This window comes from Fodinibius salsisoli (genome assembly GCF_026229185.1).
Lineage (GTDB): Bacteria > Bacteroidota > Rhodothermia > Balneolales > Balneolaceae > Fodinibius > Fodinibius salsisoli.
Genome location: NZ_JAGGJA010000013.1, coordinates 49,350 through 72,134, shown reverse-complemented (window position 1 = coordinate 72,134; position 22,785 = coordinate 49,350). Strand labels below are relative to the sequence as shown.

Annotated in this window: 19 protein-coding genes; 12 read left to right on the top strand and 7 right to left on the bottom strand. The window is 47.7% G+C overall.

What is annotated here, in order from left to right; translation table 11 throughout:
- Positions 1-74 precede the first annotated feature (74 nt).
- Genes J6I44_RS16475 through J6I44_RS16460 form a run of 4 tightly spaced genes read left to right on the top strand, consistent with a single transcriptional unit; the run spans position 75 to position 6,788 of the window.
- Positions 75-3,236 carry a SusC/RagA family TonB-linked outer membrane protein gene (locus J6I44_RS16475; RefSeq protein ID WP_265767255.1) on the top strand — a complete coding sequence of 1,054 codons (3,162 nt, stop codon included), beginning with the start codon at positions 75-77 and terminating at the stop codon, positions 3,234-3,236.
- A gap of 35 nt (positions 3,237-3,271) precedes the next feature.
- Positions 3,272-4,753 (top strand): SusD/RagB family nutrient-binding outer membrane lipoprotein, encoded by a 1,482-nt coding sequence (locus J6I44_RS16470; protein WP_265767254.1) that lies wholly within the window; start codon positions 3,272-3,274, stop codon positions 4,751-4,753.
- 18 nt (positions 4,754-4,771) lie between these two features.
- Positions 4,772-5,707, top strand: coding sequence for a metallophosphoesterase family protein (locus J6I44_RS16465; RefSeq protein WP_265767253.1), 936 nt, complete (start codon positions 4,772-4,774; stop codon positions 5,705-5,707).
- Between the two features lie 19 nt (positions 5,708-5,726).
- The gene (locus J6I44_RS16460; RefSeq protein WP_265767252.1) at positions 5,727-6,788 is read left to right on the top strand and encodes an alkaline phosphatase family protein; all 1,062 of its coding nucleotides are present in this window, start codon (positions 5,727-5,729) and stop codon (positions 6,786-6,788) included.
- A gap of 542 nt (positions 6,789-7,330) precedes the next feature.
- Here the strand turns inward: J6I44_RS16460 and mnmE are convergent.
- Entirely contained in the window at positions 7,331-8,797 is a 1,467-nt protein-coding gene (gene mnmE, locus J6I44_RS16455; RefSeq protein WP_265767251.1) for a tRNA uridine-5-carboxymethylaminomethyl(34) synthesis GTPase MnmE, read from the bottom strand.
- An 83-nt stretch (positions 8,798-8,880) separates the two neighbouring features.
- On the opposite strand from mnmE, the gene purU reads away from it, so the two are divergent.
- On the top strand, positions 8,881-9,717 hold the full coding sequence (purU, locus tag J6I44_RS16450; RefSeq protein WP_265767250.1) for a formyltetrahydrofolate deformylase: 837 nt from the start codon (positions 8,881-8,883) through the stop codon (positions 9,715-9,717).
- 356 nt (positions 9,718-10,073) lie between these two features.
- Positions 10,074-10,775 carry a DNA-binding domain-containing protein gene (locus J6I44_RS16445; RefSeq protein WP_265767249.1) on the top strand — a complete coding sequence of 234 codons (702 nt, stop codon included), beginning with the start codon at positions 10,074-10,076 and terminating at the stop codon, positions 10,773-10,775.
- 480 nt (positions 10,776-11,255) lie between these two features.
- Here the strand turns inward: J6I44_RS16445 and J6I44_RS16440 are convergent, their stop codons facing one another.
- From J6I44_RS16440 to J6I44_RS16430, 3 genes are all read right to left on the bottom strand, one after another.
- The gene (locus tag J6I44_RS16440; RefSeq protein WP_265767248.1) at positions 11,256-11,417 is read right to left on the bottom strand and encodes a hypothetical protein; all 162 of its coding nucleotides are present in this window, start codon (positions 11,415-11,417) and stop codon (positions 11,256-11,258) included.
- Positions 11,380-12,681, bottom strand: coding sequence for a BspA family leucine-rich repeat surface protein (locus J6I44_RS16435; RefSeq protein WP_265767247.1), 1,302 nt, complete (start codon positions 12,679-12,681; stop codon positions 11,380-11,382). The genes J6I44_RS16440 and J6I44_RS16435 overlap by 38 nt, the downstream gene beginning before the upstream one ends.
- Positions 12,682-12,965: 284 nt before the next feature.
- On the bottom strand, positions 12,966-14,660 hold the full coding sequence (locus J6I44_RS16430) for a peptide MFS transporter (protein WP_265767246.1): 1,695 nt from the start codon (positions 14,658-14,660) through the stop codon (positions 12,966-12,968).
- A gap of 225 nt (positions 14,661-14,885) precedes the next feature.
- Between J6I44_RS16430 and hutU the strand changes: the two genes are divergently transcribed.
- The 6 genes from hutU to J6I44_RS16400 all read left to right on the top strand — a co-directional run bounded on the left by hutU (position 14,886) and on the right by J6I44_RS16400 (position 20,122).
- Positions 14,886-16,556: a urocanate hydratase gene (gene hutU, locus J6I44_RS16425; RefSeq protein WP_265767245.1), complete on the top strand. Its 1,671-nt coding sequence runs from the start codon at positions 14,886-14,888 to the stop codon at positions 16,554-16,556.
- A 96-nt stretch (positions 16,557-16,652) separates the two neighbouring features.
- A complete protein-coding gene (locus J6I44_RS16420; RefSeq protein ID WP_265767244.1) occupies positions 16,653-17,300 on the top strand; it encodes a transposase in 648 nt (215 codons plus the stop codon).
- A gap of 637 nt (positions 17,301-17,937) precedes the next feature.
- A complete protein-coding gene (locus J6I44_RS16415) occupies positions 17,938-18,351 on the top strand; it encodes a DUF1841 family protein (protein WP_265767243.1) in 414 nt (137 codons plus the stop codon).
- Between the two features lie 283 nt (positions 18,352-18,634).
- Positions 18,635-19,126 (top strand): nuclear transport factor 2 family protein, encoded by a 492-nt coding sequence (locus tag J6I44_RS16410; RefSeq protein WP_265767242.1) that lies wholly within the window; start codon positions 18,635-18,637, stop codon positions 19,124-19,126.
- Between the two features lie 8 nt (positions 19,127-19,134).
- A complete protein-coding gene (locus J6I44_RS16405; protein ID WP_265767241.1) occupies positions 19,135-19,605 on the top strand; it encodes a DUF456 domain-containing protein in 471 nt (156 codons plus the stop codon).
- A gap of 25 nt (positions 19,606-19,630) precedes the next feature.
- Positions 19,631-20,122, top strand: a complete 492-nt coding sequence (locus tag J6I44_RS16400) for a VOC family protein (protein ID WP_265767240.1) — start codon at positions 19,631-19,633, stop codon at positions 20,120-20,122.
- Between the two features lie 21 nt (positions 20,123-20,143).
- Here J6I44_RS16400 and J6I44_RS16395 read toward each other — a convergent pair whose 3' ends face one another.
- From J6I44_RS16395 to J6I44_RS16385, 3 genes are all read right to left on the bottom strand, one after another.
- Complete coding sequence (locus J6I44_RS16395) at positions 20,144-20,809, bottom strand: class I SAM-dependent methyltransferase (protein WP_265767239.1); 666 nt, start codon at positions 20,807-20,809, stop codon at positions 20,144-20,146.
- 141 nt (positions 20,810-20,950) lie between these two features.
- On the bottom strand, positions 20,951-21,616 hold the full coding sequence (locus tag J6I44_RS16390; RefSeq protein ID WP_265767238.1) for an HAD-IB family phosphatase: 666 nt from the start codon (positions 21,614-21,616) through the stop codon (positions 20,951-20,953).
- Positions 21,617-21,731: 115 nt separating this feature from the next.
- Positions 21,732-22,670: an NADP-dependent oxidoreductase gene (locus J6I44_RS16385; RefSeq protein ID WP_265767237.1), complete on the bottom strand. Its 939-nt coding sequence runs from the start codon at positions 22,668-22,670 to the stop codon at positions 21,732-21,734.
- Positions 22,671-22,785 lie beyond the last annotated feature (115 nt).

Below are 22,785 nucleotides of genomic sequence, written 5' to 3'. Positions count from 1 at the left end.
GACACGAAATAAAATATGAGGAAGGACTCATATCAAATGATAAATGTTGAACACTTTAAATTTCAAAACGAATAATGAAAAAGTATTGGCTACTATTTGTAGGCTTTTTATGTATAAATGTAATGAGTCAGGCTCAGGATAAGCAGGTAAAGGGTACCGTCACCAGCTCTGACGGGGAATCTTTGCCCGGGGTAAATGTTATGATCAAAGGCACAACGCAGGGCACCTCCACCGATATCGATGGAAAGTATGGTTTAGCTGCAGGCCCGTCGGATACGCTCATCTTTTCATTCGTTGGATATGAAAAGGAGACGATACCTGTGGCCGGCCGTGAGGTTATCGATGTGTCTTTGCAGATGTCTATCGGTGAAATTGGCCAGGTTGTGGTTACGGCCATGGGGGTTACGCAACAAAAAGAGAAAATTGGTTATTCCACGCAGGAAATTGAGACCGAATCTCTTGAGGGAACGACGGCTCCCAATGTGGCAAACCTTTTCAGCGGCAAGGTATCGGGACTGACGGTCAATAATCCAACGGGTCTGTTTCAGAGCCCGGAAATTCGGTTGCGTGGCAAGGAGCCGCTCATCGTTATTGATGATGTGCCGGTCGAAACCGACTTTTTTGATGTCTCTAAAAATGATATCGCCGAAATTAATGTGCTGAAGGGAACAACGGCTTCGGCCTTGTACGGTTCGCGTGGTAAAGATGGCGCGATATTGATTACTACCAAAGATGCCAGAACCGAAGGGCTACAAATTAATATTTCCAATAGTACAATGCGTACCGCCGGCTATGCCGTCTTTCCGGAAGTACAAAAGCAGTATGGCAATGGCTCTAATGGACAGTATGAGTTTTGGGATGGCAAAGGAGGCGGAATTTCCGATGGTGATATGATCTGGGGGCCCAAGTTTGAGGAGGGCAAGATGATTCCCCAGTGGAACAGCCCCATCCGCGACACGCAGACCGGTGAGACGATTGAATGGTATGGCACGGTTGAAGGCTCCAAATATGATGACAAATCGCGTTATGAGCGTGTGCCTATTCCGTGGGAATCGCATGATAACCTCCAGGAATTTATGCGTCCGGGCATATTCAGCACCACCGACTTTTCCCTGGCCTACAAAAAGGATGATGCCCGGTACCGATTCTCGGGTAATTATGGTCACCAGCAGGGGCGTGTACCGAATACCTCGGTGGATCGGGGAGGTCTTTCATTCGCATCCACTTTCAATATCGGTTCTTCCATCACACTGGATAACAAAGTATCCTATAATAAAGTAAAGTCGCCCAACTACCCCGCCTACGGGTATGGTCCTAACAATCATATTTATACGCTCCTGATTTGGCAGGGTACCGATGTGAATCCCCGGGCGCAGCGCAATAACCTTTGGGTTCCCGGACAGGAAGGATACAAGCAGGCTAACTGGAATTATGCCTGGTACAATAATCCTTATTTCGGAGCCTATAATCGCAACCAGGAGTATAATTCTGATGTATATCGCGGGCAGCTCAAGTTACGGTGGGATGTGACCAACAACTTTTACGTACAGGCGCGTTCATCGGTCAATAACCGGGATCGGTTCGAAGACCAGGAGCGTCCCAAGTCCTATCTCCGATATGGCGATCCCCGGGATGGCTTTTACAAAACCTGGAATATGGATGCCCTTACTTTTGATAACGACTTGCGATTTAGATATGAAAATCAGCTGACATCATTTTTTAACTTCAATGTAATTGGCGGCGCAAACTCTAATTTCCAGAGCTACGAAGAGTACTATAACTCGACGGATGGCCTGGTCGTCCCCGGCGTGTACAGCCTGTCCAACACTAAGCGGAATGTTCAGGGATCCACCGAGCAGCGTAAAAAGGCCATTCGAAGTCTATATGGCTCCGTTGATCTGGAATTTTTGGATGCCATCTTCCTGAACCTCTCGGGACGTAACGACTGGTCGTCCGTCATGCCGGAGTCAAACAACTCCTATTTCTATCCTTCAGCTTCATTGAGCACAGTGATATCTAACCTTGTTGATCTGCCGCAGCCCATCTCAAACTTGCGGGTGTATGGTTCATGGGCAAAAGTATCCAGCGACCTTGATCCGGATTTCAATAACCCCTACCAAACGGTCGCTTATTATAACAAGACGGGGAATTTCAACGGAAATCCACAGCTGACGTATCCTTCGGGAATCGTCAACCCTTTTATTAATCCACAGCAGTCCATTACCAAGGAAGTAGGCCTCTCGGCAGGACTGTTCAGCAACAGGCTCAACTTTGATGTAACCTACTACAACATCGTAGATAAAAACCAGATCATTGACTTGCCGATTTCATTGGCTTCCGGATTTAGCAGCCGTAAAATCAATGGTAACGAGTATACCACCAATGGAGTAGAGGTGACTGTTAATACGGCCCCGGTGCAGAGTCAAAATTTTGATTGGAACCTTACAGCCAACTGGTCGCGGCGCGTGGAACGGCTGACCAGCATTTATGGCGACCAGGATGAATTCAAGAATCTGTCAGTGGGTGAGCGGTCTGATAACTACTACGCTACTGGCTGGATGAAATCCGCGGATGGTTACCTGATCCTCGACGAAGAAACCGGGCTGCCTACGCAGGATTCGTATCCCCAACTGAAAGGGCATCTGCTTCCCGACTGGCGGTTTGGGCTCCAGAACCAGTTTAAGTACAAAAAGTTAGCCCTTAACGTCAGTATCGATGGTGCTGTCGGCGGAGTGATGAACTCCCTGACCGTAGAGAAAATGTGGTGGGGCGGCAAGCATCCGGAATCTACCCAATGGCGAGATGAGGAATATGCTGCTGGCGAACCGGTATATGTTCCAGAAGGCGTGAACGTGGTAAGCGGAGAATTGCAGACCGATACGGACGGGAATGTCATCAGTGATACCCGCGAGTATAAGGAAAACACTACGGCGGTAGGCTGGCAACAGTGGGCCCAAAATTATCCGTACCGGGCACGAGTTACCCAGGATGAGAGTGAATTGTTTGCCAATGTATTCGACCGCAGCTTCGTAAAGCTTCGGGATGTTTCACTGACCTATAGCATGGCTCACTTATTTCCCAACTTAGGGGTCAAAAAGCTGAACCTGACGGCCTTTGGGTATAATCTCGCTATCCTGAAGAAGGCAAAAATTATCGACCCCGATTTCGGCAATGACAACGATCTGCAAGACCCTTCCAGCCGCTACATTGGCCTTAAGATTGACCTATCTCTTTAATAATAAATTCATTTAAAAATATAAAGATCCCAACAATGAAGAAGTCACTATACATCCTTTTGATGATGGTATTCGTCATTACTTCGTGTAATGATTTGCAAGAGCTTGACGATAATCCCAACAGCGTTTCGCAGACTCCGCCGCAGTTGCTGTTAACCGAAATCGAGTCGAACACTTTTCAGGTAGAGGGACTTAGTCCTCTGCTGGCAAGCCGGATGATTGTAAGTACATCAGGCGAAAGTTCACTTCAGTACTATAAGTGGAATCGCGAAAGCTTTGACGACTACAACCGTCTGCGTAACGTCACCAAGATGATTGAGGAAGCAAAGCGGGTGAATAATCCGGTATACGAAGCCCTGGGCAAGTTCTTTCGAGCCTACTACTTCTATAACCTGACGCTGAGGTTCGGTGATATTCCCTATTCGGAAGCGCTGCAAGGCGAAAAAGAAAATATTTATGCCCCGGCCTATGATCCCCAGGAAGCTGTTTTCGAGGGTATTTTAACCGAGCTGGAAGAGGCCAACACTTTGCTGAAAGAAAATAACGATGTCATTGAAGGAGACATTATCTATACCTCGGATGCTTCCCAATGGCAGCAGTTGGTGAACTCTTTTCGGCTCAAGGTGCTGATGACCTTATCCAATAAAGTAGGAGAGACGGATATAGATATCCCCGCTCGATTTGCTTCCATTGCACAAAGTGAGCCGCTTATAGAGTCAATTGCCGACAACGGACAGATGGAGTTCTATGATCAGCTGGGAAGCCGCTACGGCGAATATAATTCCAGCACTTACGGTTCTGACATCTATGTCGACTCTACATTCATCAAGCGGCTGCAAGACCGGCAGGATCCCCGCTTATTTATCTATGCCAACCGAACCAAGAATGCCAGTGAGCAGGGCTTATCCACCGATAATTTTGATGCGTACGAAGGCGGTAATCCTATTGGACAGTATGGTAAGAACAGTGATAAAGCGGCGGCCGGCAACATCTCACTTGTTGACCTGCGCTATACTGAAGATCCGACTAATGAGCCGCACGTGTTGTTGGGCTATTCCGAGCTTCAGTTCATTCTGGCAGAGGCCCGACTGCGGGGCTGGATAAACAGCTCGTCGGCAGAAGCTTATTACAACGAAGGGGTAAAAGCCAGTTTCGCTTTTTATAATAGGTATGCTGAAGATTACGCTTCTTATGTGGATGAACAGGCGGCCGCAGAGTACTTGCAGGGACCAGAAGTTGACTTCTCGGCCGCAAATACGATGGAAGAGAAAATAAAGCGCATTGCTTTACAGAAATACTTACGTTCTTTCCTGCAGGGTGGGTGGAGCCTCTATTTTGAGCAGCTGAGAACCGGCTATCCGGAATTCCTGCAGCCGCAGACCGGACCTCCTCCCACACGATGGATTTACCCGCAGAGCGAATATCAGAATAATAACGCGAATGTTTCAACCGCCATTGAACGTCAGTTTGGATCGGGTAATGACGGAATTCGCGAGACGCCTTGGTGGCTTAAATAACATAGCAGAGGTTTTATAATGGATAGAAAAGATTTTCTAAAATATTCCGGCAGCGCCACCTTGGGCAGCCTTTTGACAGCAGGAAAAACTGATAAGCAGTCGACCGAAAATAAGAAGCGGGTCTTACGTATTGCTCATATCACCGATGTACACGTCAGCAATAATACGAATGACAAATATCGCTCTGCCAAGGGACTGGAGCAGTGCCTGCATCATCTGCAAGGGCAGCAGGATCCACCCGATATTATTTTTAATGGCGGTGATGCCATTAATGATGCCCTGGGCGCCTCCCGTTCAGAAGTAAAAGCACAGTGGGATCTTTGGCACCGCATCCTCCGGCAAGAAAACGGCTTGCCGGTGATTGATTGTATTGGAAATCATGATGTATGGGGCGAAGGCGCAAAAGATGACCCGCTTTATGGCAAAAAATGGGCAATGGAGGCGATGGAGTTAGACCAGCGCTACTATAGTTTCGACCGGGCGGGTTGGCACTTTATCGTGCTCGACAGCACCCGCTCGGTCAATGGCGACTGGTATACCGCCCGGCTCGATGAGGAGCAGTTTGCGTGGCTTAAGGAAGAACTTGCAGAAACCCCGGAGGACACGCCCGTTCTGGTGCTGTCGCATATCCCCATTGTGTGTGCAGCAGCCTATTTTGATGGTGATAATGAGAAGTCTGGCGATTGGGAGGTTCCCGGTGCCTGGATGCACATCGATGCCCGCCGAATTGTGGAGCTGTTTCACCAGCATCCTAACGTGCAGCTGTGTATAAGCGGTCACATTCATCTGCTGGATCGGGTTGATTATAATGACGTAACCTATTACTGTAATGGAGCTGTCAGCGGTAACTGGTGGAATGGCCACTATCAGCAAACCCCGCCGGGCTACGCGATGATTAATTTATACGAAGACGGCTCCTTTGAACGGGAATATCTATCCTATTACAATACATAATTGTAAAGCATTGAATAATATGAAGAAACAAGCTGTACTCTTGGCGCTGGTATTGATTAGTCTCCTTCTTGGGGCATGGACACAAGATGTTCGTGCCCAGGATAACTCCCCGGCAGAAAAAGTGGTACTGATAACCCTTGACGGCCTCCGCTGGCAGGAGCTTTTTACTGGGGCAGATTCCCTGTTGGTCGGCAATGAAGAGTATGTGTCCAACGCTTCCTCGCTAAAAGAAAAGTTTTGGCGCGTATCACCGACCGAAAGGCGCAAAGCCCTGCTTCCGTTTACCTGGAATACCATTGCCGAAATGGGCACCATCCATGGGAACCGGAAGGAGGGGAGCAAGGTGAACCTGACGAACGGAATGCTGTTTTCCTATCCGGGATACAACGAAATTCTGACGGGCGAAGCTGATGATGGGCGCATCAACAGTAATGATAAGGTGAATAATCCCAATGTAACGATATTGGAACAGTTGAATAACAGCGACCGCTATGAAGGAAAAGTGGCGGCTTTCGGCAGCTGGGATGTCTTTCCCTATATCATTAACGAGCAGCGTAGCGGTGTTCCGGTGAATGCGGGCTTTGAGAAAGCAAAGGGCGGGGATCTTACTAAGATCGAACAGTTTCTGAATAAAGTGCAACCGCATACGCCCAGCCCCTGGGGATCCGTCCGCTTGGATATGTTCACCCACAACTATGCGCTGGAGTACATGAAAAGAGAGCACCCGGATATCGTTTATATTGCCTATGGGGAAACGGATGATTTTGCCCATGATGGCAACTACCAGGCCTACTTGAACTCCGCTCACAGCACCGATGCATTTCTAAGAGAGTTGTGGAATTATACCCAGGAAGATCCCTATTACAAAGGGAAGACGACCTTTATCATCACCACAGACCACGGGCGGGGCACCCAGCCACTGGATACCTGGCGAAGCCACGGTTCTGACATCGACGGGGCCGACCAGGTATGGCTGATTACCTATGGGCATAAAGCCCCGGCCAAGGGAGAAGTAACTAAGGACGAGCAGCTGTATAGTACCGAGGTGGTAAAACGAATTAAAGAAATAGCAGGCGAATAAAGGGAACTCAAAACAGAAGGTTATTGCTCTTTTTTTGAAGCAATGCTATACCTCCTTCTCCTTGTTGCTTGCCGAGAATCCAACACCTTCACAATCCTGAGGCCGGGGGGCAGAATTTAGAATATAAGCTAAAGCAGTGGACAGGAGATACCATCGGCCTTAAATTTGTTGGCCATGAGCGCAGTAATTTATTCCCGCGATAGATATGATCCAAGGGATCCATCTCGCGGATTGCCTTTATCTGGGGAGCAGGCTTTGCTTATCAAAAAGCACATGATGAATTACTGAATCATAGGTTCATTTTTTCAATGAGGAAAAAACGAACCAAAAAACTCACCGAGAAATAGTAGATGTTGTACTGATATTATTTAGAACCATAACGTTTACTGCTTTGAATCGTTTTTAGCTTATAAGTACAGCTTTCCCGCGATTTCCCGGACCCTTAGAGTGGCCTTTTGTTATAGTTATAGCAAGGCTCAAAAATGTTGAACAATCTGCGATAAACTGCTTAATTCGCACCATCTGCGTTCTATGTACATTTATCACTTACCGATACAAAAGCGGGAGAATATCGAATCCAAAACATCTTCAGTGGTAATTTCGCCGGTAATGGTACCGAGATCTTTGAGCGCCGAGCGCAGATCGATAGAAAGGAAGTCGCCCGTCATGCCCTGGTCCAGCGCCCGGATGGCACTCGTTACATTCTGTTGGGCCTTCTGGAGGGCATCGCGATGACGGCTGGAGGTCACCAGCAGGCTGGAAGCGTCATAATGTTTGTTCTCCAGCGCCCGCTGTTTCATCAGCTGCTTCAGGGCATCAACCTTTTCGCCTTCCAGGGCTGAGATCTTCAGGTCGTAGCTCATGCGCTCATCGTCGACCTGCAGCGCAATATCGTTTTTGGTGCCGATGAGCACAAAGGGCGTATCACCGGCGGCTTGCTGGAATTGAGCGATATCCTCGCGTTCTTGCGGCGTTAACGTTTGGGACAGATCTTTCAGATAGACCGCCAGATCGGCCTCTTCAAAGGCTTTTTGTGATCGCTTGACGCCCTCGGCCTCAACCACATCCTCCGTCTCCCGTAGTCCCGCCGTGTCTGTGAGGATAAAACGGATGCCGTCGTAGCTCCAGTCCACATCGATAGTATCGCGGGTGGTGCCGGCTATATCCGTAACGATAGCCCGATCTTTGCCCACCAGCGTATTCAGCAGGGTCGACTTACCAGCGTTGGGCAGTCCGATGAACACCGTACGCACACCGTGTTTAACGAGGCGTCCTGTTTCGTAGGTGGCAAGAAGGTTGTCGATTTCCTCATCCAGGTCGGTCAGCAGCTCGTGCAGCTGCTCTTTGTTGGCAAACTCCACATCTTCTTCCACGAAATCGAGTTCGAGCTCCACCATGGCCGTGGCGTCGATAATCTGTTGGCGAAATTCTTTGATATGTTTGCCCAGCTTCCCTTCCAGCTGCTGGTGGGCGGCATCCAGTGCCTTGGCACTTTTGGCGTGGATCAGGTCGGCCACGGCCTCGGCCTGGCTTAGTTCCATCTTACCATTTAGGAAGGCGCGCTGGGTAAACTCACCGGCTTCGGCCGAGCGGACGCCCAGGGCCAGGATGGTCTCCAGTACGGCCTGGGTGACCAGCACGCCGCCATGGCAAGATATCTCGACGGTTTCTTCCCCGGTATACGACTTGGGCGACTGGAACAGGGTGACCAGCACTTCATCCACCACGGCTCCTTCCGCATCTACAATATTGCCGAAATGTACGGTATGGCTCTCTTTGGTGGCGAGGTCAGTGCCCTGGAAAGCGCTATTTACTTTGGCAATGGCCTCTTGGCCGGATACACGGATGACGGCAATACCGCCTTCGCCAACAGGGGTGGCAATGGCTGCAATGGGTTCACGTTCGGTAATTGAGTTTTCTTGTTTGGAATCAGTGGGCGCTGTAGTGTTTTCCATAGCATTCAATATAAGGAGTCTGATATCCTTAATCAGCATGCAAATGGTAATCAAGAGTTGACTGCTTTCCTTTTTATGTTTAGTGTTGTTGCTGATATCAATGAATTTTATAAAAAGTAGATATAAATACAGGGAATATGGTGAGGCAGGTTTTACATATCGATTGTCCCGATGAAAAGGGACTGGTATACAGAATTACAGAAGTGCTGTATAAACACGGCTTAAATATTGTGAGTAACCAAGAGTTTGTGGATGCCACCACAGAGCATTTCGTAATGCGAACGGCTTTTGAGGGGGCCGAAACGCCTAATGGCATGCTGGAAGATCTGGAGCAGGCCTTGCCCGCGAAAGCGAATATCCGGCGTGCTAAAATTGGTGATCGGTCGATGATTATTATGGCAACCAAAGAGGCCCATTGCCTGGGCGACCTGCTGCTGCGATACAACTATGGCGAAATTCCCGCAGATATTGACGCCGTCATCAGTAATCATGAGGAACTGCGGTCGTTGACGGAGGCCTTTGATATTCCGTTCCACTATGTGGATCATGAAGGCCTGGAAAGGAGAGAGCACGAAGAGCAGATCCAAAAGGTTATTGATCAGTACCAGTCGGATTATATTGTGCTGGCCAAGTATATGCGGATCTTTACGCCTGAGTTCGTGACCCGTTACCAGGATCGTATCATTAATATTCACCATTCATTCCTGCCCGCTTTTGTGGGCGCCAATCCCTATAAGCAAGCCTTTGAACGCGGGGTGAAAATTATTGGTGCCACGGCTCATTTTGTCACCGATGACTTAGATGAAGGACCTATTATAGCACAGGATGTGTTGCCCGTCAATCATTCCTACACGGCCGAAGAGATGGCAAATGCCGGCCGCGATGTGGAGAAAACGATCTTGGCGAAGGCGGTTAAACTGGTGCTCGAAGAGCGCATTTTTATCCATGACAACCGGACGATTGTGTTTGAATGAAACATGTAGGACGACGAGCATCTTGCCCGACCTAACGTGCGTTCGAGACGAGATATGAAATCTTCTTATAAGTCAAAATAAGGTGGTTTTGCTGGAAACAATATGTAGATCGGCCATCTTGGCCGATACGATCCACGGAAATTATGGCGGTACTACCCGGACAAGATGTCCGGGCTACATGTTATATCGAACTCACGTTAATTGGCTAAATGTTCCTATATTTTCAATCAAGCTGACGTTGGTTTAATTATCGGTATGCTGAACTCGGGTTGAACGCATCAAGAGCGATACGCCTTGCCGGCCTGAGGGATCAGTACCATCAAAAGAGCAAGAACCTTAAGTTAATATTACCGATTATGCTACACTATTGTCTATATGAGAACCCTTTTACCCCCGACGACCCAGACAGCCGGCTGGCCCGCCCGCTGGATGTGACCATGAATACCCGCGAGGACCTGATTGAGGATATCACCGCTCCGGGCTCCATCCTGAAACCCACCGAAACCAACGCCGTTATCGACAATTACTGGCAGCGTATTATTCACTACCTGCGGGAAGGCGAAGCATATGCCGATGAGTACATCCGCACGCGTTTCGGTATCAGCGGGCGGTTCCGGGGCGATGATGACCAGTTTGATCCGGACCGCCACGAGGTGCTGATCAGCGTGGTACCTAAAGGCACCGTCACCGAAGTTGCTGTGGATATTTCCCTGCTGAAGCAGGCCGCGGGAGGGGTGGGGCCGGAAATTGATGAGGTCAACGACTGGGCCAGCGACACCAGCGACGACCCCCTGACCCCCGGCGATGTGCTGGAGGTTACCGGCAATAACCTGAAGATCTATAATAATATCGAAGACGAAGGGGTGTTCTTTGTCCATGAGTCCGGCGATGATGAGATGGAGGTTGCCCAAATCCACACCAACGAGCCCAAGACGCTGACGCTGCGCCTCCCCGAAGAGCTGGCGCCCGGCAGCTATCGGCTGGAAGTCCGGAATACACCCCGGAACGGCAATCAACTGCGATCGAGTATGTTTACGCCCCTGTTGACGGTACAGTAGGTTCATAAGGCCAGGGGCTGGTATAGGCCCTGTTAAAACCACGACCGTATGCCGTCGTAGGGTAGGGCAATATCCTGTCGTAGATTACGACGTAATCATGTCGCGACCCCGACATATCCCTGTCGTAGCCTACGACAGGGTCCCGTCGCGAAGCCGACTTGGTCTATACATGGCCCTGACTTGGGGTAGTGCAGGCAGGTAAGTCTCTTGAATGTCGAAAGGAATGTTCGCCTCCGGCGTCAGGATTGTGAAGGTGTTGGGGGGGGCAGGGAGCAACGAGGATCAGAAAGGTTGTCTGAATATCGCTTCTGTGGGATGTGTCGTTCCGATACGGCTAAAACCATTGAACTCATCCACTTGGGGTGGATCCAAACAGCAATAGTTTTTATACGCCTGCCCTCCACTCCTTTGTTCCAGCGAAATTTTCGTTATGCCGGCGGTTACGTCTCTTGGATACTGAAAGAAATGTTATCCTCCGGCCTAACGAATCATGGGCGTAGGTGGAAGGATGATACCATCCGAGACCGGAGCGGGTTCATGATTCTCAGCCAGTGAGCTTTTTTGGTTCCAGCTTGTGAAAGAGTGGAGAAGGTCACCCCGCAGGCTATTCGGGGCAGCTGCCCCAAACCGGGTGGTACTCATCAGAAAGAGCACTTTCGTTTGAAAAATCCTCTGGTTCTTCACTGATATTACTGACGCACCAGCCGCTTAGATCCTGGTCAAAGCTTGTGGCCCCCTTAAACATCCATCTCATATCAATTACATTACTGACATTCCAGCCACTAATATCTTGATTAAAGCTTGAGGCTCCCCTAAACATACCGCTCATACCAGACCCATAGATCTCAGCAGTATGATCATAGCTGCCAGTAACCTTGCTTACATCCCAGCCACTAATATCCTGGTTAAAGCTTGAGGCCCCAGCAAACATGCTGCTCATATCCGTAACATTGCTTACGTCCCAGCTGTTGATATCGCCATTAAAGCTTGAAGCCCCCCTAAACATATGGAGCATTGCGGTGACCTTGCTGACATCCCAGTCGCTAAGATCCTGGTTAAAACTTGAGGCTCCCTCAAACATCCAACCCATATGCGTGACCTTGCTTACGTCCCAACTGCTTAAATCGCTATTAAAGTTTGTAGCCGCAGAAAACATATAGCTCATATTTGTTACTTTGCTTACGTCCCAACTACCTATATCAGCATTAAAGCTTGTAGCCGCAGAAAACATACTGCCCATATTCGTTACGTTACTTACGTCCCAGTTACTTAGGTCCGCGTTAAAATGGTCTGTGTAAGCAAACATTGAGCTCATATTTGTTACATTGTTTACATTCCAGCCGCTAATATCTTGATTAAAACTTGAGGCCACATCAAACATGCTACTCATATCCGTTACGTTGCTTACATCCCAACCACTAATATCCTGATTAAAACTTAAGGCCCCAGCAAACATACCACTCATATTAGTTACATTACTTACATCCCAGCTGCTGATATCAGCGTTAAATTTTTTTGCCCCATTAAACATGCTGTTCATATCAGTCATTTTGCTCACATCCCAACTGCTTATATCTTGGTTAAAAGATTCTATATCTGGATTATAAGATCCATTTACTGTACTTAAGCTTGGCATATTCGTTACGAGTGAAGTGCATACGGTAGACAGATCCTCTCCATTTTCTATTTTTTGCTCCAGAAGGGTGCTGTCAACCGCTTCATATTCAGTTCCATTAACTGTTCCTTTCTGGCCGGGTTCGGCATCAGGACACAGGATGGTAACCTCATTTTCATGGAGATGAAATATACCGTTACCATTGCCGGGGTCAGGACTTGTTCCATTATCGCTGCAAGAAACTATAATAAGCGCTAATACAAAGAAAAAAGCGTAATGTAGAGTATTCATGATGCTCTCTGTTGAATTATTATAAAGTAAATGTAAAGGGTTCCCGTTGCTATAATCCCGTGATTAATAGTGTCCATTATTATTGAAATGGATAAATACAGGAACACCCATGCCAAAACACAACTTAGCATAACTATTTTGATTAATAAAGATCACTGAGGTGGGGATAACACCTTGAGGCATGGTGGAGGGAGGCAAAAAGAATAAAAGGTGTGCTACCTCTGCCCCTGTGGGGAAAGGCAACACACCGCAATAACCATTTACATATAGCTCAAAACTAAACTTTACTCTATATCGCCCATGAGTCGGCGGACGAACGGACTGGCAAGCAGGCCTACAATACCCGCGGCACCTACCATCATGGCTACACTCCAGAAAAGGCTGCTGGGGGCCAGGGTTTCCAGCTGTCCGGCCACCAATCCGGCAAAGAGGTTGCCCAGTGCTGCAGCCACAAACCAGATTCCCATCATCTGGCTTACTCTGTTTTCGGGCGCCAGCTTGGTCATGGATGAAAGTCCCACCGGAGACAGTGCCAGCTCACCACAGGTATGTAGAAAGTAGGTAACAATAAGCCAGGAGACTGAAACAGGATTGCTGGCCGATGCATTGGCCGCTCCCCAGGAAAGGACAAAGAAGCCGGCAGCCAGTCCCAGCAGACCCAATCCGAATTTAACCGGGATGGAAGGATTGGCATTCTTTGAGGCCAGCCAGGTCCACATCCAGCCGAAAACAGGAGCTAATATCACAATAAAGGTTGGATTGATGAGCTGAAGTGTACTCGCTGGCGTTTGCCATCCAATGCCAACATTTTGGAGAATCCAATAGATAAGGACCAGTACCCCCACGGCAGCCAGCCCAACAATCCACTTGGCCATATTCCATAATTCTTTGCGTTTAAATACACGGTTGATTACATAGAAGACAGGGAGGGCCACTAAAAAAGTAATACCGTATGCTCCCCAATTAGCAAGCCATCCGCTGGGACCAAAGGAGCGGTCGATAAGCTCTTTGGTAAATATGTTGAGTGATGAGCCCGCCTGCTCGAACCCACTCCAGAAGAGCGCGGCCAAAATAAACAGCCAGAAAATAACGCCCAGTTTTTTCTTTTCGTCTGTCGTATGTCCTCCAAAGAAGATGATATAACCAAAGAAAACTACGGTAATAATGACCGTTGCGTATCCCAGATAGGTGGCGAGGGTCTCCAGGCCGATTTCAATAGCTCCCGAGCTCATCAGGAAACCAAAGAGTACGATGACAGCAACAATAACGGAGGTAATGCCGTAAAACCGTCTGCTTCGCTTATTAATGACCTCGTCGCTCTCGCCTGTCGTCAGTTGTCCTGCTGATCCTAAAAACCTTCCTCCGGCTTTATAAGTAAAGAGTCCGGCAACCATTCCAATACCGGCCAGCGAGAATCCCCAGTGCCAGTTATACCCTTCGCCCAGCAGGCCACAAAGCAAGGGGCCAAGGATAGCACCAAAATTAATACCCATGTAGAAAATTGAGAAGCCCGCGTCACGACTGGCACCCCCTTCAGGGTATAAATCACCAACCATAGAACTTACGTTGGGTTTCAGCAGACCGGTACCGATGACGATCAAAACCAAGCCTAAAAAGAAGAAAGGCGTAGTGGGAATGGCCATGCTAAAGTGACCGGCGGCAATAATGCATCCCCCGACAAAAACAGCCTTTCGCTGTCCCCAAAGATTATCGGCAACCCAACCACCCGGGAGGGAGAGTACATAAACGAAAAAGGTATAAAGTCCATAGATGGCGGTGGCTTTACCCACATCGAGACCTAAGCCTGGGTTACCTCCAGTGGCTTCAGCTGTCATAAAAAGCACCAGCAAGGCACGCATGCCGTAATAGCTGAAACGTTCCCAGAATTCCGTAAAAAATAAGGTAGATAATCCCCGGGGATGTCCAAAAAAGTCGCGTTTTTGAGAATCATCCATTACACCAGACTGTCCCTTTGCCATATATATTCTTCGATTAGTTAGAGGTGTGATTCGGCAAAATATAGCTAATTATGCCTGTCTATGATAATGAAACGCCTGTAGGGAAGCAACTTTCCGTACTGTGTAGAGCGTATGGGGTACCTGTTCAACCGCTGATTTTGCGGTCAGATGGCTTGACAAAGTTAATACGCAATAAAGATTTAATTTTTTACCTTATTTAAGAACCAGAAATAAAGGCTATGGATTATGAGTACAGCAAAGGGCGTCGTTAAGAACATTAAGGCACCAACCGGAACGCAAATAAGCTGCAGGGGCTGGCATCAGGAGGCCGCCCTGCGCATGCTGATGAATAACCTCGATCCCGATGTGGCTGAAAAGCCCGACGAGCTCATTGTGTATGGCGGTGGAGGTAAGGCTGCGCGCAATTGGGAGAGCTATCACAAAATTGTGGAGACGCTGCAACGCCTGGAAAATGACGAAACCCTGCTGGTGCAGAGCGGTAAGCCGGTAGGGGTATTTCGGACCCATGAAGAAGCCCCGCGTGTACTTATTGCCAATGCGCACCTGGTGCCGAAGTGGGCCAATTGGGAAGAATTTCGTCGCCTCGATAAAATGGGGCTCACCATGTACGGACAGATGACCGCTGGTTCGTGGATCTACATCGGCACGCAGGGCATTCTGCAGGGCACCTATGAGACTTTTGCCGAATGTGCCCGGCAGAAATTTGAGGGCACGCTGAAAGGTCAGCTGGTCGTAACGGCCGGACTTGGAGGGATGGGGGGGGCGCAACCGTTGGCTGCCACTATGAACGGGGCGGCGTTTATCGGCATCGAAGTGGACGAAAGCCGCATCGACCGGCGCGTGGAAACGGGCTATTGTGATATTAAATGTACGAACCTGGATGAAGCCCTCGACAAAGCACTGGATGCTAAAGAGAAAGGTAAGCCGTTATCGATTGGCTTGCTGGGGAATGTAGCTGAGCTGCTGCCAAAGATGCTCGACAGGGGCGTGATCCCGGATGTGTTGACGGATCAGACCTCTGCCCACGATCTGCAGTTGGGATATATTCCGGCGGGTTACACGCTGGATGAAGCTAAGCAGAAAAGAGAATCGGAACCTGAAGGATATCAGTCTGATGTGCTCGATTCAATGGTCATCCACGTAGAAACTATGCTGAAGATGCAGGAGGAAGGCGCTGTCACCTTCGATTATGGCAATAACCTGCGGGGACAAGTAGCCGATCATCGGGGGATGGAAGAGGCGTTTAATTTTCCCGGATTTGTGCCCGCCTTTATTCGTCCACTCTTTTGCCGCGGATCGGGTCCGTTTCGATGGGCCGCCCTCTCCGGCAATCCAGAGGACATCTATACCACCGACCAGGCTGTACTGGAGGCCTTTCCCGAGAAAGAATCGCTGCACCGGTGGATCCACAAAGCGCAAGAACAAGTGCAGTTCCAGGGTCTGCCGTCGCGTATCTGCTGGCTGGAGTACGGGGAGCGCGCCGAGATGGGTGCTAAATTCAACTGGCTGGTCAAAGAGGGAAAAGTAGATGCTCCGCTGGTTATCGGTCGCGATCACATGGATACGGGCTCGGTGGCTTCGCCCAACCGGGAGACGGAAGGCATGAAAGACGGCTCCGATGCCATTGCCGACTGGCCATTGCTTAACGCGATGTTGAATACGGCCAGTGGGGCCAGCTGGGTTTCCCTGCATCACGGCGGAGGGGTCGGGATCGGCTATTCCATTCATGCAGGTATGGTCTGTGTAGCGGATGGCACGGAGATGGCCGATGAGCGACTGGAGCGCGTATTGACGAATGATCCCGGCAGCGGTGTAATGCGTCACGCGGATGCTGGCTATGACGAAGCGATCAAAACAGCCCAAGAGCGCGGTGTAGATCTGCCAATGGTAGAATAATGGAGTTAAATGGTGTCGTGTAAGCCGGGCATCCTGCCCGGCACTGAGCTTAAGTTTAATAAAGAAAACGACGGGCAAGATGTCCGTCCTGCATTTATGTCTTTTTATAAACGAAAACTACCGCACTGGCAGCCAGAAGGAGGAGAGCATTTTATAACTATTAGATTAAAAGGATCATTGCCAGGGAGTGCTATCAATAGATTGAAAAACCTCCGAAGACAATTAAATAATGCTGATGATGAAATTAATGAAGGATTAGAAGTTCTTATCCAGCGAAAGATATTTAAAAAGTACGAAGAGTTTTTAGATGAGGGGGTAACAGGACCAACTTGGCTTAGGAGAAAAAATATAGCTGCTATTGTTCGAGACAGCCTGCATTTTTATGATAGTCAAGCGTATGATCTTTATGCATATTGTCTTATGCCGAATCATGTCCACGTTGCATTTAAACATCTTGATATACAGAAAGAACCGGATGAATCAAGAAATGATTACCCCATCACAAAAATAATGCAGAGTATAAAGTCATATTCGGCGTTAAAGTGCAATAAAATTTTAAACAGGAAGGGAACCTTCTGGCAGCCGGAAAGCTACGACCGGGTAATCAGAGATTATGAAGAGCTTGAAAATACCATTCGTTATATTTTGAATAATCCCGTTAAAGCAGGTTTAGTACAAAAATGGGAACGGTGGCCACATAACTATTGTAAATCTGAATTCATAAAAATGTTTAAAACGACGTAGGCCGGACATCCTGTCCGACCTACAAAAACGACGGAGGGGGTTGGTATGAAGACCTTTTCGATAGCGCTAAAATAGGTTTAACATGGTTTAAAGCCGATGATATAGTTCAAGAAGCCCTTCATCATGCAGTAGTGATAAGAAAGAGTATGATTTATATGCGAATTGCATAATGCCTAATCATGTGCATTTAATTTTTAAGCATCTAATAAATGATGAAAAAAGGAAAAGCCTATTACGGATGTCATGCGTAACTTAAACGATATACGGCTCGCAAATGCAATAAACTCTTGGGTCGGTCAGGGGCTTTCTGGCAGTCGGAAAGTTATGGTCATATCATCCAAGATTCGGATGAGCTGGGGAATACTATTCGCTATACGCTGAGTAATCCGGTGAAAGCTAAATTAGTAGATTATTGGGAGGAATGGTTATATACTTACTGTAGATCAGAATTTAGAGAAAGCCTAATGTAGGTTAGACATCTTGTCCGACCACAGTTCCAACAGACGGGCAGGATGCCTGTCTTACTTTAAGGAGGGTGCTAATGAGTAATTCAAATAACAGCAACGATGACCAAAGGCGATCTCGGATACTGGAATATTGTGAAGTTTGATATGGCGGGATTCGTCCTGTAAAAAATGTGAGCAACGTTAATCCTAATATAGCCATCATGATTACCTCCTATAATCCCCTTCAACCTCCTGATCCTGAGGAATGGATCGCTCTTGATGAGTCCGAACGAATTGAGCTGGTGCTGGCGTATCATACCCAGTCCGAAAGCGATATACCCAACGTTTACCTCCACTCTACCATACATGCAGTGGTCGAATATCAGATAGCCGAGGGAGAAAAGTATCCCGTTAAAGAAACGCTGGAACGGCTAATGCAAGAAGGATTAGATCGGCATGAGGCAATACATGCTATAGGCAGCATATTGATAAAATACCTTTGGGAAGTGGGATCTGAAACGAACGATGCTGGAGATTTCACCAATGATTATTTTGAAGAAGTGAGTCAACTTACGGCTCAAAAATGGTTTGATGAATTTGGCTGAGAGGCATAGCTGAAGGCAAGTTTAAGGAGGGAAAATCCTGTGAAAGCAGGCTTTGTATCTAAATGGGAAGGTTGGTCGTATAGTTAATGCAAGACTGAATTCCTGAAAAATTTGTAACTACGTAAAAGGGCAGCTTGCTCGTCCACCGAAAGGATAATTTGTAATGCTCATCCGTCCGACCGCTGATTTTGTGGTCAGACGGATTAAGATACCCATCGGACGGCAAAACCAGCCGTCTGAGGGGTTTCATGAAGCCCTATGAAACTAAAAATTTATCAAAAATATGACAGCAAAATTTTACCCAACAGCATTTATTATTCTGTTGCTTACTGCAGTAGCAATCCCTGTACATGGACAAGAAACCAATCCGGAAGAGGCCGTTCTAAATGTGGTCCAGACCCTCTTTGATGCGATGGACGGGGCCGATTCGGCGAAAGCAGCCTCAGTTTTTGCCCATGGAGGTCATACGTTCCGCGTGAGTGAGAGTGGAGATATTTCGCTAAGCGACAATGAGGCTTTTGTGCAGGCCATCGGTAATTTTAAGCAAGAAGTAGTGGAGCGCATGTGGGATACAGAGGTTTTGGTAGACCAAAATATTGCCATGGCCTGGATGTCTTACGATCTACACGCCAATGGAAAATTCTCTCACTGCGGAACGAACCTCGTTTCGCTTATCAAAACCGCGGAAGGGTGGAAAATTTCAGATATTACCTATAATGTAAAGCGAGAAGAGTGCGAGGAAAGTCCGCTCGGCCCGTTAACCGATAATCAATAGAACCTGTTATGGAAACACTGCTCATTATTATAAGTGGTTTATGTATTGTTGCCGGTTTTTTGGGCTCCTTTATCCCCATACTGCCGGGTACGCCCATTACTTACTGTGGACTGTTGGTACTTCAGTTGGCTTCTCAGCCTTTTACGACCACCTTTCTTGTCGTTTGGGCACTGATAGTCGCTGCAATCATGGTGCTGGACAATATAATCCCCGCTTATGGAACCAAAAAGCTAGGGGGCTCGGCTTATGGTGTTTGGGGAAGTATCATCGGAATGATTATCGGTATCTTCTTTTTCCCGCCTTTCGGGATGATTGTCGGTCCACTGGTTGGTGCTTTTGTAGGCGAACTTATTGGCGGACAATCATCAGACCGGGCCTTTAAATCAGCTTTGGGTTCCTTTGCCGGGCTGTTGACAAATACCGTAATCAAAGTCATTGCCAGTGGTATTATGGCCTATTACTTTATAATAAGTTTGTAAACAAACAGATTTAGTAGGGATATCTATGAATAGTAATTATACCACTCCCGCAGAAACGCGTATAGGGCATGTCCACTTGAAGGTAGCTGATTTGGATCGGGCACTGGCTTTTTATTGTGATTTGTTGGGTTTTGAGCTGACCACCACTTACGGTGAAAATGCGGCCTTTATCTCGGCGGGCGGTTACCATCATCATATTGGGCTAAATACCTGGCACAGTAAAGGCGGGACGCCTCCGCCTCACAACAGCACAGGATTATACCATACAGCCATTTTGTATCCCACACGAAAAGATTTGGCTAAGATACTGCAGCGGCTGAAGGATGAAAATTATCCAATAACAGGAGCCAGCGATCACGGGGTATCCGAAGCTATTTACCTGGATGACCCCGATGGCAACGGGGTAGAGCTTTATCGCGACCGTCCCAGGGAGGAGTGGGATTATAGTGAAGATGGATCCATTAAGATGGTGACGCAGCCGCTGGATCTTCAGGATTTACTGAGTGAGCTGAAGTAAAACCGCGAACTTGGTTAAAGACTACTGAGTGTCTTCTTTTTGGAAAATGACCACCCGGTCAGCGGTATAGATGATCGAGGCCTCCCAATGATTGGCAATCCAACGGAAGGTCTGTTGAGTATAGAACGTAACGTGTGTTTCATCCAGGCGGTAATGCCAATCAGCAAAGAAAGCTTCATCATCCTTTGCTCGTTTAGTCATAATGCCCAAATAGCCCCCCGGACGCAGGCAAGACCATAGCTGTTGGAACTCTTTGCCCGGCTCATGCAAATGTTCAACTACTTCCGTAGCGGTGATAAAATCATAGGTTTCTTCAAAAACTTCGGGATGATCCGCATAAAAGGGATCATAAATATTCATCTGGTGGCCCTGTTCTTCAAACATAATATTGAGAGTTGGGCCAGGACCCGATCCGAAATCGAGCCCTTTGCTTTGGGGTTCCAGAAGCTCAGAAAGAGGATTGCTCAACTGGCTCAAAAAGTTTCGATAGCCTTCATCTTTCGGATCATTTTCGTGCGTTTCGTAGCGCTCAAATTCTTCCTTGGGGCTGGGTCGGTCTTTGGGGAGAACGAAGATTAATCGACATCGCCGGCACTGAAAGTATTTGCTGGCATAATGTTCAGAAGTATCTTCGTAAAAGAGTTGAACGTTGGGATAGTTACATAAAATGCAGGATGATATGGACATGCCTATTGAAACGAATATTCCGGTTACGTTATATCAAAGATACAAATTACGGTTTAAGGTATAGATATAATAACCGTTTCCTCCGTAGGTGTAGTGTTGTAATATTTTTGAATCAGCTATTTCATCCACCGAAAAGGTTTTTTATGTCTGTTTAGCAAACAGCACTTCATCTAAAGAAGGAACAACAAATGTTGCTTCTTCCACAACGTTGTCGCGGCTTACATTTTCGGTAAAAGCAAAAAACTTTTCAGCAAGACCGGCTTGCTTTATTTCGAAGTCGGTATAACCGTCGCCAATGACAAGAATATCTCCGGTAAGGCCCAGCTCTTCAACGACTTTTATTTTCCCTCCATCACCTGCGAGAGGATTTTGTTGGTCCGCACCGGTAATGTTTCCATCCCCATCAAATTCAAAGGTGTTGGCCAAGACATGATCTTCAGCAATACCAAAATCAGCGACAACCGGCACGATGAATTCTTTAAATCCACTTGAAATGATATAAATGGAGTCGGAATGCTCTTGAATAAAGTCTCGATTCCGTTCAAAGGAAGGTGAAATGTTGGATTTTAGAAGAGGGATAAGTGCTTGCAGATGCGATCTATTTGCTTCTAATACCGCTAATCTTCTCTTGAGAGAATCGGTGAATGAAATATCTCCATTCATACCCAAATCCGTGATATCAGCTATTTGTTGTACTTTCTCTTCTTTATCAGCTCGGCCATCTAAGGATAGGGTTGCCAATAAATCTAATGATTCAACACTTACAAAGGTACTGTCAAAGTCGATTATAAATTTTTGATTATTCATCAAACTGTGTGTTAGAGCAACGATGCTTCGATGATACTGCTCCGAGGGTCGGGATTGTAATTAAGAATGGAGAAGTAAAGGTTTATTTCAGGTATTTGCAAAACCCATTTGGGGGCTATGGGATGATGATTGTTTTTCCTTTAGTATGTCGTTGCTCGATATTTTGAAGCGCCTGGGGCGTTTCATCCAGCGAATAGGTCTTGCTGATATGAATATCCAGCTTATCGGCATCGACCAGGTCGGCCAACGTATCCAGTTGGGAGCTGTTAGGCTCTACAAACACATATTCAAAGTCGATATCCGGATCGAGGTTTTCGCCGGTATTGAGGATGGAAACCAATTTACCATCGTTTTTCAGGGCTGAGAGGCTTTGCTGCATCGATTCGCCACTGCTGCAGTCGAAAATGAGGTCCACACCTTCAGGAGCTATATCCAGAGTGGCTTCTCCGATATGTTCGCTATGATAATCAATGGTGGCATCGGCTCCCAGCTGTTTCATGTAGTCATGGTTGGATTGGCTGGCAACTCCAATAACTTCAGCACCCTCTGTTTTGGCCAGCTGGATGGCAAAGCTGCCGACCCCTCCCGATGCACCCAAAATGAGAATAGTTTCTTCAGCTTCAAGGCGCCCGGCATCGAAGATAGACTGGTAGGCTGTAAGTCCGGTTAAGGGGATAGCCCCGGCTTCGGTTGCGGGTATAGATTGTGGTTGTTTGGCCAGATAGCTTTCGGGGATAACCACATATTCCGCAAAGGTGCCCCACTGCACGACCGGCCGGCGGGCATATCCAAAAACGGCGTCTCCGACCTCGAACCGGCGGGCTGAAAAACCACGTTCTTCAATGACACCGGCCATATCCCAGCCCGGAATGATGGGGAATGTATGTGGAAGTCTGCCCTGCAGGTGTCCGCGTTGCACGGCTGCATCCACGGGATTCACCCCGGCTGCTTCTATGCGTACCAAGACTTCACCCTCTCCGACTTCAGGCGGATCTATATCGCCCACTTTGACTTGCTCGGGATCTCCAAAACTATCGTACAATGCTGCTTTCATAATAAGAATCGATTTATTTTTAGAGTAGATTGTTTAACGGTGGAGCGAAAGATTGCGTTCCGCCTTTGGGTAACAGAAAGCGTGAGGTTGGGCAACTGGATCTATTCCCCTATCT

What these genes read in the sequence shown, in the direction of transcription:
- J6I44_RS16445 (WP_265767249.1), top strand. Translation starts at nt 10,074, where the DNA reads ATGCTACACTATTGTCTATATGAGAACCCTTTTACCCCCGACGACCCA.
- J6I44_RS16475 (WP_265767255.1), top strand. Translation starts at nt 75, where the DNA reads ATGAAAAAGTATTGGCTACTATTTGTAGGCTTTTTATGTATAAATGTA.
- hutU (WP_265767245.1), top strand. Translation starts at nt 14,886, where the DNA reads ATGAGTACAGCAAAGGGCGTCGTTAAGAACATTAAGGCACCAACCGGA.
- J6I44_RS16405 (WP_265767241.1), top strand. Translation starts at nt 19,135, where the DNA reads ATGGAAACACTGCTCATTATTATAAGTGGTTTATGTATTGTTGCCGGT.
- J6I44_RS16435 (WP_265767247.1), bottom strand. Translation starts at nt 12,681, where the DNA reads ATGAATACTCTACATTACGCTTTTTTCTTTGTATTAGCGCTTATTATA.
- J6I44_RS16460 (WP_265767252.1), top strand. Translation starts at nt 5,727, where the DNA reads ATGAAGAAACAAGCTGTACTCTTGGCGCTGGTATTGATTAGTCTCCTT.
- J6I44_RS16395 (WP_265767239.1), bottom strand. Translation starts at nt 20,809, where the DNA reads ATGTCCATATCATCCTGCATTTTATGTAACTATCCCAACGTTCAACTC.
- J6I44_RS16410 (WP_265767242.1), top strand. Translation starts at nt 18,635, where the DNA reads ATGACAGCAAAATTTTACCCAACAGCATTTATTATTCTGTTGCTTACT.
- J6I44_RS16400 (WP_265767240.1), top strand. Translation starts at nt 19,631, where the DNA reads ATGAATAGTAATTATACCACTCCCGCAGAAACGCGTATAGGGCATGTC.
- J6I44_RS16385 (WP_265767237.1), bottom strand. Translation starts at nt 22,670, where the DNA reads ATGAAAGCAGCATTGTACGATAGTTTTGGAGATCCCGAGCAAGTCAAA.
- purU (WP_265767250.1), top strand. Translation starts at nt 8,881, where the DNA reads ATGGTGAGGCAGGTTTTACATATCGATTGTCCCGATGAAAAGGGACTG.
- J6I44_RS16420 (WP_265767244.1), top strand. Translation starts at nt 16,653, where the DNA reads ATGTCTTTTTATAAACGAAAACTACCGCACTGGCAGCCAGAAGGAGGA.
- J6I44_RS16430 (WP_265767246.1), bottom strand. Translation starts at nt 14,660, where the DNA reads ATGGCAAAGGGACAGTCTGGTGTAATGGATGATTCTCAAAAACGCGAC.
- J6I44_RS16470 (WP_265767254.1), top strand. Translation starts at nt 3,272, where the DNA reads ATGAAGAAGTCACTATACATCCTTTTGATGATGGTATTCGTCATTACT.
- J6I44_RS16465 (WP_265767253.1), top strand. Translation starts at nt 4,772, where the DNA reads ATGGATAGAAAAGATTTTCTAAAATATTCCGGCAGCGCCACCTTGGGC.
- J6I44_RS16390 (WP_265767238.1), bottom strand. Translation starts at nt 21,616, where the DNA reads ATGAATAATCAAAAATTTATAATCGACTTTGACAGTACCTTTGTAAGT.
- J6I44_RS16440 (WP_265767248.1), bottom strand. Translation starts at nt 11,417, where the DNA reads ATGAGTACCACCCGGTTTGGGGCAGCTGCCCCGAATAGCCTGCGGGGT.